The 12,199-nt window shown below is 69.8% G+C and carries 11 protein-coding genes; 5 read left to right on the top strand and 6 right to left on the bottom strand.

Annotation, left to right across the window (positions count from 1 at the left end):
• Nucleotides 1-231 precede the first annotated feature (231 nt).
• From mraZ to dinB, 3 genes are all read right to left on the bottom strand, one after another.
• Nucleotides 232-663, bottom strand: a complete 432-nt coding sequence (gene mraZ, locus ACX80U_RS05270; protein WP_133081654.1) for a division/cell wall cluster transcriptional repressor MraZ — start codon at nucleotides 661-663, stop codon at nucleotides 232-234.
• Nucleotides 664-1,009: 346 nt separating this feature from the next.
• A complete protein-coding gene (locus ACX80U_RS05265; RefSeq protein ID WP_459267665.1) occupies nucleotides 1,010-1,387 on the bottom strand; it encodes a DUF3040 domain-containing protein in 378 nt (125 codons plus the stop codon).
• A gap of 221 nt (nucleotides 1,388-1,608) precedes the next feature.
• Entirely contained in the window at nucleotides 1,609-2,889 is a 1,281-nt protein-coding gene (dinB, locus tag ACX80U_RS05260) for a DNA polymerase IV (protein ID WP_459267878.1), read from the bottom strand.
• A gap of 228 nt (nucleotides 2,890-3,117) precedes the next feature.
• On the opposite strand from dinB, the gene ACX80U_RS05255 reads away from it, so the two are divergent.
• Entirely contained in the window at nucleotides 3,118-4,242 is a 1,125-nt protein-coding gene (locus tag ACX80U_RS05255) for a polyprenyl synthetase family protein (protein WP_459267664.1), read from the top strand.
• A gap of 34 nt (nucleotides 4,243-4,276) precedes the next feature.
• Here the strand turns inward: ACX80U_RS05255 and ACX80U_RS05250 are convergent, their stop codons facing one another.
• Nucleotides 4,277-4,630: an Rv2175c family DNA-binding protein gene (locus tag ACX80U_RS05250; protein WP_133081651.1), complete on the bottom strand. Its 354-nt coding sequence runs from the start codon at nucleotides 4,628-4,630 to the stop codon at nucleotides 4,277-4,279.
• A gap of 308 nt (nucleotides 4,631-4,938) precedes the next feature.
• Here ACX80U_RS05250 and ACX80U_RS05245 point away from each other — a divergent pair, with 308 nt between their 5' ends.
• The gene (locus ACX80U_RS05245; RefSeq protein ID WP_459267663.1) at nucleotides 4,939-6,507 is read left to right on the top strand and encodes a LysM peptidoglycan-binding domain-containing protein; all 1,569 of its coding nucleotides are present in this window, start codon (nucleotides 4,939-4,941) and stop codon (nucleotides 6,505-6,507) included.
• An 81-nt stretch (nucleotides 6,508-6,588) separates the two neighbouring features.
• Nucleotides 6,589-8,898, top strand: a complete 2,310-nt coding sequence (locus ACX80U_RS05240) for a protein kinase domain-containing protein (RefSeq protein WP_459267662.1) — start codon at nucleotides 6,589-6,591, stop codon at nucleotides 8,896-8,898.
• Nucleotides 8,899-8,982: 84 nt separating this feature from the next.
• On the opposite strand, the gene ACX80U_RS05235 is transcribed toward ACX80U_RS05240, so the two are convergent.
• The gene (locus ACX80U_RS05235; protein ID WP_133081648.1) at nucleotides 8,983-10,365 is read right to left on the bottom strand and encodes a class II 3-deoxy-7-phosphoheptulonate synthase; all 1,383 of its coding nucleotides are present in this window, start codon (nucleotides 10,363-10,365) and stop codon (nucleotides 8,983-8,985) included.
• A 99-nt stretch (nucleotides 10,366-10,464) separates the two neighbouring features.
• On the bottom strand, nucleotides 10,465-11,325 hold the full coding sequence (locus tag ACX80U_RS05230; protein ID WP_459267661.1) for a lysophospholipid acyltransferase family protein: 861 nt from the start codon (nucleotides 11,323-11,325) through the stop codon (nucleotides 10,465-10,467).
• An 80-nt stretch (nucleotides 11,326-11,405) separates the two neighbouring features.
• Between ACX80U_RS05230 and ACX80U_RS05225 the strand changes: the two genes are divergently transcribed.
• Together ACX80U_RS05225 and ACX80U_RS05220 are read left to right on the top strand one after the other, a co-directional pair.
• Nucleotides 11,406-11,537, top strand: a complete 132-nt coding sequence (locus ACX80U_RS05225; protein ID WP_459267660.1) for a hypothetical protein — start codon at nucleotides 11,406-11,408, stop codon at nucleotides 11,535-11,537.
• 111 nt (nucleotides 11,538-11,648) lie between these two features.
• Entirely contained in the window at nucleotides 11,649-12,188 is a 540-nt protein-coding gene (locus tag ACX80U_RS05220; RefSeq protein ID WP_133081646.1) for a hypothetical protein, read from the top strand.
• Nucleotides 12,189-12,199 lie beyond the last annotated feature (11 nt).

The raw sequence follows: 12,199 nt of genomic DNA, 5'->3' as shown, positions 1-12,199 counted from the left end.
TCTCCCTCCTGCAGCTCGTGGTACATCGTGTCGGTGTTTCCCTGCAGGCTGCCGGAAGGAGGGTCCGGCTTCTTGAATCAGACCCCCATCCGGCCGGATCGTCGTCGCCTGGCTCCGGGGAAGTGGAGCCAGGTGGCGAATCGTATCCGGCGGCTGGAGATCTCATCCAAGAGACGTTGCCCACCCGCGTCGTCATTACTGCGTTCTGGTCCTGCTGGTCCTGCTGGTCGGTCAGATGATGCCCGGGAAGGCATCCTCGTCCGTCTCCGAGAAAGCCGTCTCCTTCTCGTCGAGGTAGGACTCCCACGCCTCCGCGGCCCAGATCTCCGCACGGCTCCCCGCACCGATCACGGCCAGGTCCCGGTCGAGTCCCGCGTACGTGCGCAATGCCGGAGGTATGGTGATCCTGCCCTGCTTGTCCGGCACCTCGTCCGAGGCCCCCGACAGGAAGATGCGGTTGTAGTCCCTCGCCTGGCGTGACGAGATCGGTGCGGCCCGCATCTGCTCGTGAACCCTCTCGAACTCACTCATGCTGAAGACGTAGATACAGCGCTCCTGGCCCCTCGTGAGGACCAGTCCCTCGCTCAGTTCCTCGCGGAACTTCGCAGGGAGGATGAGCCTGCCCTTCTCGTCGAGGCGGGGGGTGTGAGTTCCGAGGAACATCCCTGACCGCCTGTTCTGAGTCCGCCAAGCCCAGCCCGTTGCTGCCTTGCTCTTATGTTCCCCACTTTACTCCACAACCCTCCCCGGTCAATGCATGCCGGTCCCCGGCGCGCCCTCCGACTCCCGTCGCAGCGAGCGCCGACGCGGGGCAGGACACGGAGGCAGCGGTGGTGCATCCGGTGGAGGGAAGTGGAGGCCCGCTGGGCGGGAAGTGGGTGCAGGACGGCGGCGCATGCTGCCCGACCAGGGGAAAGCAGCACTTAAAAGGAAAGAACCCGCCGAAGCGGGTTCTTTCCTTCCATCCGGCCGACGAGGGCTCGGACGATGCCGGTTCCGGCAGGTCCTGCTAGGTCTGGTCCCGCTTGCGCTCGTCCCACTTGTCCTCGAGGCTGGACATGAATCCGCTCTTGCCTCCCGAGGGGGCGTTCGACGGCCTGCCGATGGGTTGTCCTGCCTCCACCTGCTTCGACTTCGTGGTCGCGAAGTACACGCCCGCACCCATGACCAGGAATCCTGCCACCCCGATGAAGATGTTCTGGTAGACGATGCCGGCGAGAAGGACCAGGATCCCCGCGATCGTGATGAGCGAACCGATGACCAGGCGCCGGGTCGACATCGACTTCCGGGTGTCCGAGGCCATCGAGTGCGCGAACTTGGGATCGTCGGCGTGCAACTGCTGTTCAAGCTGATCAAGCAACCTCTGCTCGTGTTCCGAGAGTGCCATGACCGCCTCCTTGATGTGGGTACCAACGTTCCTCCACCCAACCAACGCTCCGGACGCGGGCCAGGTTCCCGGCGGAAGGGTCGGCGACCCCAGGCTCCGGACGGCGGATTTGCGTACTCGACGGCAGTTGGACTACCTACTTAAAGACTAGTTTGCTACGTGGTGGGCGCAAAGTCACAATGCGGTGTTGATCGGCTTCTCCGCACAGTGTTATCGGGCACTCAAGCCGCGGGATCGCGCGGGTTCCGCCGCTCGCCGGCACGTCCGCCCGGGCGCGATCCGGACGGGCCGCCGGCCCCGGCGCCCGCACCTCCTCCATCCGGCGCAGCGGGACGTCCGCCGGACCCGTTCCCGGGTCGTCCGCGGCCCTTCGCGGAGAGGAGCCCCGCCGGCACCACGCCGGCCTCACCGAACTTCCGGTTCACATCGTCCAGGGCCCGTTCGGCGATCCGCCAGTTGTCGTCCTTGCGGTCGATCGTCAGCTGGCTGGACCCGTCCCCTCCTCCCTGGAGGGACTCGGCGCGGAGTCCGATCAGGCGGACGGCCATCGGACGATCGCCCAGGGCGGCGAGCAGCGCCGTCGCGGCCGCGTACAGCGCGTTCGCGCTGTCCACGGGTTCGTCGAGCTTCTTCGACCGGGTGAGCGTGGAGAAGTCGGCGTACCGGAGTTTCAGGGCGACTCCCCCGGCCCGGACCCCGGAAGCCCGGAGCCTCGTCCCCGTCCGGTGCGCAAGCCTCAGGAGTTCGCGCCGCAGGACGTCGGAATCCTCGATGTCGCGGGAGAAGGTCTCCTCCGCACCGATGCTCTTCTCGGGCCGCGAGACCACGACCCTCCGCGGGTCACGACCCCAGGCCAGGTGGTGGACATGCTCGCCCGACGCGCCCAGCAGCCTCTTCAGCGTGGACAGGGGCGTGTGGGCGACGTCCTCGACGGTGCGGATGCCGATCCTGGCCAGGACCTCCTGCGTCTTCGCGCCGACTCCCCACAGGGCCGAGACGGGCAGCGTGTGCAGGTACGCGACGGTCTGGTCCCCGGGGATGAGCAGCAGGCCGTCGGGCTTCGCCCGGGTCGACGCGATCTTCGCGACGAACTTCGTGGTGGCCGCCCCGACGCTCGCCGTGATGCCGAGGCTCGACTGGATCTCCGCCCTCACCTGCTCGCCGATCTCGCGTGGCCCGCCGAGGCGACGGATGGAACCCGCGACATCGAGGAAGGCCTCGTCGACGCTGAGCTGCTCGACCTCGGGGGTGACCGAACGGAAGATGCGCATGATCTGCGCCGACACCTCGGCGTACCGTCCGTGGTGGGGTGGCAGGATGACGGCTGTCGGGCACTGCCGCATCGCCACGGACATCGGCATCGCGGAGCGGACCCCGAACCTGCGCGCCTCGTACGAGGCCGACAGGACGACGGAGCGTCCGGACGGCGAGCCGACGATGACGGGCACCCCGCGCAGATGCGGATGGTCGAGGAGTTCGACGGAGACGTAGAAGGCATCCATGTCGATGTGCAGGATGTGGCACTCGGCGTGCTCCGCCGCCGTCCTCCGCTCGTCCTTTGACACCGACACATCGTACGCAGCACCACCGACAGGTCCTCATCGGAGAGCCTCCGACCGTCCGGTGAGGTTCTTACCGCGCCCGGTCGGCGGGTAGCCGGCCAGCAGGGCCGCTCGGCGCCGCCGGTTAGAGTGGGAGCACCACGACCAGCCGAGCTGCCCGGGAGATCCATGCTGTCCGCACCTGCCACCCCCGACCAGGGCGGCCCTGTTCCCGATGCCATCACCGCCGAGCAGGAGCGGTTCCGCTCCTCCCTCACCCGGACCATCGAGGAGTTCCTGGCCGAACAGCGGGATGTCCTGGCCGCCATCTCCGACGAATCCCTGCCCCTCATCGCGAGTATCGCGACGCTGACGGGCGGGGGGAAGCGGATGCGTGCGCTGCTGTGCTACTGGGGATGGCGTGCGGCAGGCGGGTCGCCCTCCTCGCCGGCGCCCGTCGTCGCGGGGACCGCGCTCGAGTTCTTCCAGGCGGCGGCACTGATCCATGACGACATCATCGACCGTTCGGACACGCGCAGGGGGCGCCCCAGCGTGCACCGGCAGTTCAGCGGGCGGCATGCCGACGCGGGGTGGCACCTCGATCCGGAACGCTTCGGCGTGTCGGCGGCGATCCTCGCCGGCGATCTCTGCCTCGCGTTCAGCGAGGAACTGTTCACGGCGTCGTGCGCCGACACGGCGGGTACCGGCGCCCGGACGATCTTCAATCGGATGCGGACCGAGGTGATGGCCGGTCAGTACCTGGACCTCCTCGAGGAGGCCGTCGGTCCGGATCAGACGCCGGCCGTCGCCGAGGAACGTGCGCTCAACATCCTGCGGTTCAAGTCCGCGAAGTACTCCATGGAGCGTCCGCTGATGCTCGGTGGAGCGCTGGCCGGGGCCGATGAGGCCCTGCTCACGGCGTTCTCCCCTTTCGCCCTCCCCCTCGGCGAGGCTTTCCAGCTGCGGGACGATGTCCTCGGCGTGTTCGGGGATCCCGTGGTCACGGGCAAGCCGGCGGGTGACGACCTCCGCGAGGGCAAGCGCACCTTCCTGATCGCCCGCGCGATCGGCTCGAGCGGACCCGAGGCAGGCGCGTCGATCAACGCGATGCTGGGCGATACGTCCCTTGACGACATCGCGGTCGATGCGCTGCGGAGCCTCATCATCGGGAGCGGCGCCCTGGCCCACACCGAACACCTCATCGCGCGGAAGTCCGAGGAGGCCTTCGAGGCACTGGCCGGGCTCCCGATCGATCCGGTGGCGAAGCGTGCACTCCGCCTGCTCGCGGAGGCGGCGGTCACGCGGACCGCGTGACCCCTGCGGAGGGATGCCTCCGCCTAGTTCCTGCCTACCAGGCGGCTGCCTGGGCGCGACGGCGGATCTCGGTCTTCCGCCCCTCGCGCAGAGCGTCGATGGGGCGGCCCGGAAGAGTCTCGTCCTCGGTGTAGAGCCAGCGGATGATGTCCTCGTCGCCGTAGCCGGAATCGGCCAGGACGACGACGGTCCCCCGCAGGCTGTCCAGGACGGTGCCGTCGACGAGGAACTCGGCCGGCACGCTGCGGACGTTGCGGTCGCCGATCCGCACGCTGACGAGCGACCTGTCGCTGATGAGCGAGTGCACCCTGGTGATCGGCAGATCGAGGGCCTCGGCCACCTCGGGGAGATTGAGCCAGGACGGGACGAGTTGTTCGAGTTCAGTCACCGTTCAAGGGTGCCATGCTCCAGCAGCCATCTCCACTCGGGCGAGTCGGCGGACAGCGCCCCCGCGGATCGCGTATCCAGGCGATACGTCTTACGACGGGACCCGACACGCCGACAGTCGTCTGTGCCGCCTATTGTTCGGCTCTTGTGCTACACCGCATTTCGTGTAAATTCACAGGAGTCACACAAGTAACAGTATCAACAGGTGACTCAATAGCATCACCAGCACGTGCACCGGCCCGGTTCCGAGCACCCCTCCGGGCAGGTGCGTCCGCGCGGACTCAGCCGCCAACAGACGAGGAACGAACAATGACTGCCCAGCGATCGAAAGCACCGCTGAACGGCACCCGCAGGAAGGCCGTCGGCGCCAGCCCACGCGGCCTGAACGTCGCCGTGACCACCGCCGCCCTGCCCGCGGTGATTCTCTCTTCCGTGGCCCTCGCCCAACCGGCGACGGCAGCACCCGCCCCGCAGGCTTCCACCGCACGGCACCTCGGAGCGACGGTGACACCCGTTCCTGCCCGTTCCATCGTGCCCGCGGCCCTCGTCGCGAGCCAGGTCCCCGCGCAGAAGATCGCCATCGTGACGCAGACCGTGCCCAGCAGCTACACGATCAAGCCGGGCGACACGATCGGCGCGATCTCCAAGCGGTACGGGCTCTCCACGGACGCCGTCCTCAAGCTCAACCGGATGGACGCGCGCACCGTCATCTATCCCGGGCAGAAGATCAAGCTGACCGGGAGCACCGCCCCGACGGCCAAGCCGGCTCCCACCGCCCCCGCCCCGCAGTCCGCGACGACCTACGTCGTCAAGCCCGGTGACACCCTCGGGGCCATCGCCGCCCGCAACGGCGTCAGCCTGCAGAGCCTCCTGGCCGCCAACAAGCTCTCGATGACCTCGATCATCTACCCCGGCCAGAAGCTCGGCCTCGGAGGCAAGGCACCCGCGGCGACACCGGCTCCCGCCCCTGCCCCAGCCCCTGCCCCAGCCCCTGCCGGCGGCACCTACACGGTCAAGCCGGGCGACACCCTCGGCGCCATCGCCTCGCGCACCAAGGTGGGCCTGACTGCACTCCTGAAGGCCAACAACCTGTCTATGTCGTCGATCATCCACCCCGGGCAGGTGCTGAAGCTGTCCGGCACCGCCGCGGCGCAGCCGACGCCACCGAAGGCCACCCCTCCCGCTGCTGCTCCGACCCCCGCGCCGGCGTCGGGCGCCTACACCGTCAGGGCGGGCGACACCCTCGGGGCCATCGCCTCCCGCCACGGCGTGGCGTTGAACAACCTCCTCACCGCCAACAGGATGACGACCTCCACGATCATCTACCCCGGGCAGAAGCTCACGATCCCGGCCAAGGGTGCCGCACCTGCTCCCGCGCCCGCTCCCGGGGGACTCGTGCCGTCGACCTTCCTCGGCTACCAGTACCCCGACAGGGTCGTCGCCGACGCGAACGCCAACAAGGCGCTGCTCAACTCCCTGCCGGCGCCGTCACCGGCCGAGATGAAGCAGATCGTCGCGGACACCGCCCGCTCCATGGGCGTGGAGCCGAGCCTCGCCCTGGCCTTCGCCTTCCAGGAATCCAGCTTCAACCAGCGCTCGGTCTCCCCTGCCAACGCCATCGGCACCATGCAGGTCATCCCCTCCTCCGGGCAGTGGGCGAGCGAGCTCGTGGGCCGCAAGCTGAACCTCATGGATCCGTACGACAACGCGACGGCAGGCATCGCGATCATCCGGTCCCTCGTACGCACCAGCCCGTCACTGGACATCGCCATCGCGTCCTACTACCAGGGCCAGTACTCGGTGCAGACCAGGGGTATGTTCGAGGACACGAAGCACTACGTCGCCGCCATCAAGGCACACCAGAAGAACTTCCGGTAGGCCTTCCGGCAGGCCGGCGGGAGGGGGCGGGATCGCGTGGTGGTCCCGCCCCCTCCGGCTGCACCCGTCTAGGATCGGAGGGTGCACCAGCATCGGAAGGACCCGCTCGAGGGCACGACTGTCGACGGACGCTACATCGTCCATTCGCGGCTGGCCCGTGGCGGCATGTCCACCGTCTACCTGGCCACCGACCGCCGGCTCGACCGCCGCGTGGCGCTCAAGGTGCTGTACCCGCACCTCGCCGAGGAACCCGGCTTCATCGACCGGTTCGAGCAGGAAGCGAAATCGGCCGCCCGCCTGTCGCACCCCCACGTGGTGGGCGTCCTCGACCAGGGCGTCGACGACGCGGGCGGGCAACCCGTCGCATACCTCGTCATGGAGTTCGTTCCCGGAAGGACCCTGCGGGACGTCCTGCGGGACCGCGGGCGACTGCCCCCGCGGGAGGCGCTGCAGCTGCTGGACGCCGTCGTCGAAGGACTGGCGGCGGCCCATGAGGCCGGCCTGATCCATCGCGACGTGAAGCCGGAGAACGTACTCCTCTCCGACGCGGGACAAGTGAAGATCGCCGATTTCGGCCTCGCCCGTGCGGTCTCGGCCACCACCGGCACCGCGACCCTCGTCGGCACGGCCGCGTACCTGTCACCCGAACTTGTCCTCGGCAGACCTGCGGAAGCGCAGAGCGACATCTACTCGACGGGCATCATGCTCTTCGAACTCCTGACGGGCCGGCAGCCCTTCACGGGCGAGACGCCCATCCAGGTGGCGATCCAGCACGCCCAGTCCGACGTGCCCGCACCGTCACTCCTCCTTCCCGGACTGGCCGCGGACATCGACGAGCTCGTCCAGTGGTGCACGTCGCGCGACCCGGAGGACCGGCCCGTGGACGGTTCCGCCCTCCTCGGCGAACTCCGGCACATCCGGGCGACCCTCAGCGACGGGGAACTGGACTTTGCGTCCCCGGACGCGCCCGCACCGGATCCGGGACAGGACCAGCTGACGGCTGCCGTCATCCCCCGGCTCCCGTCCGGAGACGCACGGACCGAGGCCCTGTCGTGGTCCGCGCGTGCGGGCGCGGACGAGCGGGACGACACCGCGGGGTGGACCGGAGTACTGCCCGCCCGGGGACGCGAGGACAACCGCACGAGCGTCATCGAGCCGGACCGCAACGCCACCCGCGTGCTCGGGGCGATGCCGGGACGCCCGCCGTCGTCCCCGCCGGCTCCCGGTGCGGCGTCCGCGGCAGGGGCGCCCGGCGGTGCACCGCTGGTCCGGCCGGCGACGGACATGACACAGGTGATACGACCGGGAGTCGACGCCGAGGCCACCCTGCCGGGCCACGGCCTCTCCGGCCCGGCGGGGTCGGAGCACGATGCCCACGCCGCCGTGCGCGGTACCGGGGGCCCCGACGGCCGGCATGCCGGGAGCACGGCTCGTGCCCTCACCCGACGGCAGCAGGCGCGGCAGGCGCAACGGCCGCAGAAAGCCCTGCTCGGGCGTACCGCGCGACGCTCCGTGCGGGTGTTCGTGGTGCTGCTGGTCCTGCTCGCCGGACTCGTCGCCGGGGCCGGCTGGTTGTTCGGCTCGGGACCGGCGGGCCTGGTCTCGCTTCCCGATGTCGCCGACGTCCCGCTCGCGGAGGCACGCGCCGCGCTGAAGGAGGAGGGCTTCGCCTCCCTGACCACCGACGAGGTCTTCTCCGAGTCCGTGCTGGCGGGCCTGGTCATCGCCACCGACCCCACGGCGTCGTCCCCGGTGCGGCGCTTCGAGAGGGTGGAACTCATCGTGTCGAAAGGCCCCGAACTGTTCCGCGTGCCCGACCTCGTCGGCAGGACCGGTGTCGACGCCGCCGCCGGGATCGGGGCGGCAGGCCTGGCGGTCGGAGCACTCGACGAGGAGTACGACGACACGGTGCCGGCAGGACTGGTGCTCCGCCAGAGCCCGGAGGAGGGAGCCGAGCGCCGCCGGAACGCTCCGGTCGACCTGGTCGTCTCCCTGGGTCCCGCGCCCATCGCGGTCCCGGACGTCACGGGCCTCACCGAGCAGGAGGCGATCGCCGCGCTGGAGCAGGCCGGACTCGAGGCGACCGTGAGCGACACGCCGGAGTACAGCCGCACCGTGCCCGCCGGGGCGGTGCTGGCACAGAGCCCGGCCGGCACAGAGGTGCAGCGGGGTACGGCCGTCGCCCTGACGCTGTCCCGGGGCCCGCGCATGGTGCGGGTCCCCAGTGTCTTCTCGCTGACGGAGGAACGCGCCGTCGCAGCCTTGGAGGACGCCGGGTTCACCGTGCAGGTGGACTACACCTTCGGCGCCGCAGTCCTCGGCCTCGTCGCCGGGCAGAGCCCGACGGGCGAGCAGCCCGAGGGGACCACGATCCGCATCACCGTCACGTAGGGCGGGACCCTTCGGCTCGTCGTCGGAACACGAAGGAGGCGACCACCGGACGTGGCCGCCTCCTGGTTCCCCGTCGACGCGCGGTCAGCTCTTGGAGAGCGCCCCCGCGACGAGGAACGCCATCTCGAGCGACTGCATGTGGTTGAGGCGCGGGTCGCAGACCGACTCGTAGCGCTCGATGAACGCATCCTGATCGATCGGGTCCGCCCCGCCGAGGCACTCGGCGACGTCGTCGCCCGTCATCTCCACGTGGAGGCCGCCGGGGAAGGTCCCCAGGGCGTTGTGGACCTCGAAGAAGCCACGCACCTCGTCGATGACGTCGTCGAAGTTGCGCGTCTTGTACCCGTTGGGCGACGTGACGGTGTTGCCGTGCATCGGGTCCGTGACCCAGAGGACCTGCGCTCCCGAGGCCGTCACGCGCTCCACAAGCGCGGGGAGCTTCTCGCGGATGTTCTGCGCACCCATGCGGGTGATGAAGGTGAGCCTGCCCGGTTCGCGGTTCGGGTCGAGCTTGTCGATGAGCGCGAGGGCGTCGTCGCCCGATGTCGAGGGCCCGAGCTTGACGCCGATCGGGTTCCGCACGCGGGACAGGAAGTCCACGTGGGCGCCGTCGATCTCCCGTGTCCGCTCCCCGATCCACAGGAAGTGCGCCGACGTGTCGTACGGCAGCGACGTCCGCGAGTCGATCCGCGTCAGGGCCCGCTCGTAGTCGAGCAGCAGCGCTTCGTGGCTGGCGAAGAACTCGACCCGCTTCAGTGCCTCGAAGTCCGCACCGCACGCGTCCATGAAACGCACGGCCCGGTCGATCTCCCGTGCGAGCGACTCGTAGCGGGAGTGGGCAGGGTTCGCGGTGAAGCCCTTGTTCCAGTGGTGGACCAGACGCAGATCGGCGAAGCCGCCCTGCGTGAACGCACGGATGAGGTTCAGTGTGGAGGCCGAGGTGTGGTAGGCCTTCACCATCCGCGAGGCGTCGTGCCCGCGGGTCTCGGGCGTGAAGTCGTACCCGTTGACCATGTCGCCCCGGTAGGCGGGAAGGGTGACGCCGTCGCGCGTCTCGTCGTTGGACGAGCGGGGCTTGGCGAACTGGCCTGCCATCCGGCCCATCTTGATGACCGGCAGGGACGCGCCGTAGGTGAGGACGACGGCCATCTGGAGGATCGTGCGGACGCGTGCGCTGATCTTGTCCGCCGTCGCGCCGTCGAAGGTCTCCGCACAGTCTCCGCCCTGCAGGAGGAATGCCTTCCCCTGCGCCGCGGCCGCCAGCCGCTCACGCAGCACGTCCACCTCTCCGGCGAAGACGAGCGGCGGAAGGCTCGAGAGTTCCTTGACCGACGCCGAATAGACTCCGGGGTCCTGCCACGAGGGCTGCTGGGCCGCGGTCAACGAACGCCAGGCATCGAGGCCGGCGGTGGTGGACAGGGCAGGTGCCGCGGTGCGGGGAAGGACGGGAGCTAGTGAATCAGTCACAGGGAAATTCTACGGGCTGGACGTCCAGCACCCGATTCGGCCTGTCACGGCGGCTTCGCGGGATGTCACACAGTCCGGGCGGGACGGGACGGAGTCGCCCTAGCGGGCCTCGGGGCCGGCGTCCTTTCCGTCGTCGGCCCGGGCGGCCGCGTCGGCGGACGGTGCGCGGCCGACCTCGGTGACGGTTCCCGGCGCCGGTCCGCTCGCGTCCTGGGAGATCCGCACGGCGGCACGACGGCTGTCCGCTCCCGGCTTGGGCGTCTTGCGGCCGGCGGCCTTCTCCGCTGCCAGGCGCTCCTTGACCGTGCTCGCGTAGGCGTCGACGTACTCCTGCCCGGACAGCCGCATCAGCTCGTACATGATCTCGTCGGTGACCGAGCGCTGGACGAAGCGGTCGTCCTCGAGTCCCTCGTAGCGCGTGAAGTCGAGCGGCTCGCCGATGATGATGCCCACGCGCCGGATGTTGGGGATGCGGCGGCCGATGGGCTGCACCTTGTCCGTCCCGATCATCGCCACCGGGATCACCGGTACGCCGGTCGCCAGGACCAGCTTCGCAACTCCCGTCTTCCCCCGGTACAGGCGTCCGTCAGGGCTGCGGGTGCCCTCGGGGTAGATCCCGAGGATGCCGCCGTCGTTCAGGATGTCCATGCCGGCCGTCAGGGAGGACGACGACGCCGCACCGCCCGAACGGTCCATCGGCAGCTGGTTCGACAGCCGGAAGAAGAGGGCGGTCAGCCTGCCCTTCAGGCCCTTCCCCGTGAAGTACTCCGACTTGGCGAGGAACACGACCGGGCGCGGGACGACGATCGGCAGGAAGATCGAGTCGGAGAAGGACAGGTGGTTGCTGACGATCACCGCCGGGCCCGACGAGGGGATGTTGTCGAGGCCCTTGACCCAGGGGCGGAAGAGGAGGTTGAGGATCGGACCGACGATGATCCGCTTCATCACCCAATAGAACACGCTGCTCGTCCTCCCTGCATGGACGGTCCGGCACTGTGCGTGCCGCCCGCTTTTCTCCTGTGGAAGCCTACTCTAAGGGCGTGCGGCCCCTGGACGACGTGCGGGCCTCCCCGCCGCGTCCTGTCCTGTCCGGCCCGGAGGGGTTCGCCGCCGTCCTGCCGTGCGGTGCACCCGGTGCCCGCAAGGACTCCGGAACGCCGGCAGGCGGTTGACGTAGCGCCGCGCGATGTCCACGATTGAACCAGCACGCCCTCTGAATCCCAGAACGCCGGGCGGATCACATCCGACGCCGGGCCGCAGCACGCGACAGCAGGTACCGAGATATGGGCCCCCGAGGTCAGGAACCGAACGAATCCACCGATGACGCCGTCTGGCAGGACCTCGTGGCGCGGCTCGAAGGGACAGCCACGGACGCCGGCCCCGGCGGGGAGCACCGCTCCGGCGCGTCGCCCGCCGGAACGACGGATGCGGAGCGGAACGGGCCCGGGGCGGACGGCCTGACCGACCTGGGCGAGTCCGGGACCGCTCCGACGGCGAGGGAGCGTGCCGACGCGATCTTCCGCAACCAGCCGCTCCGCTCCGAGGGTCCGCGCGACTACGACGCGCCGGCGGACTCGGAGGACGACGAGGGCTTCACCCCGGAGGAGCCGCCGCCGCTCGGCACGGGCGATCCACTGACCGTCCTGGCCTGGATCGGGGCGGCGGGCGGGCCCGTCATGCTCCTCCTGTTCGCCATGTTCTGGCGGGACGCACCGCTCGCCGCCACGCTCGGCGTCCTGGCCCTGTTCCTCGCCGGGGCGGGATACCTCATCAGCAGGCTGCCCACCCACCGGGATCTGGGGGACGACGGCGCCGAGGTGTAGCGCCGTCGCGG

Source organism: Arthrobacter sp. TmT3-37 (assembly GCF_054510835.1).
Note: the sequence above shows the minus strand (reverse complement) of the source record. Positions and strands in the feature narration are given on the sequence as shown.

Excerpts from the sequence above, each read along its gene's own strand:
- mraZ (WP_133081654.1), bottom strand. The coding sequence starts at position 663 with ATGTTCCTCGGAACTCACACCCCCCGCCTCGACGAGAAGGGCAGGCTC.
- ACX80U_RS05265 (WP_459267665.1), bottom strand. The coding sequence starts at position 1,387 with ATGGCACTCTCGGAACACGAGCAGAGGTTGCTTGATCAGCTTGAACAG.
- dinB (WP_459267878.1), bottom strand. The coding sequence starts at position 2,889 with ATGGATGCCTTCTACGTCTCCGTCGAACTCCTCGACCATCCGCATCTG.
- ACX80U_RS05255 (WP_459267664.1), top strand. The coding sequence starts at position 3,118 with ATGCTGTCCGCACCTGCCACCCCCGACCAGGGCGGCCCTGTTCCCGAT.
- ACX80U_RS05245 (WP_459267663.1), top strand. The coding sequence starts at position 4,939 with ATGACTGCCCAGCGATCGAAAGCACCGCTGAACGGCACCCGCAGGAAG.
- ACX80U_RS05220 (WP_133081646.1), top strand. The coding sequence starts at position 11,649 with ATGGGCCCCCGAGGTCAGGAACCGAACGAATCCACCGATGACGCCGTC.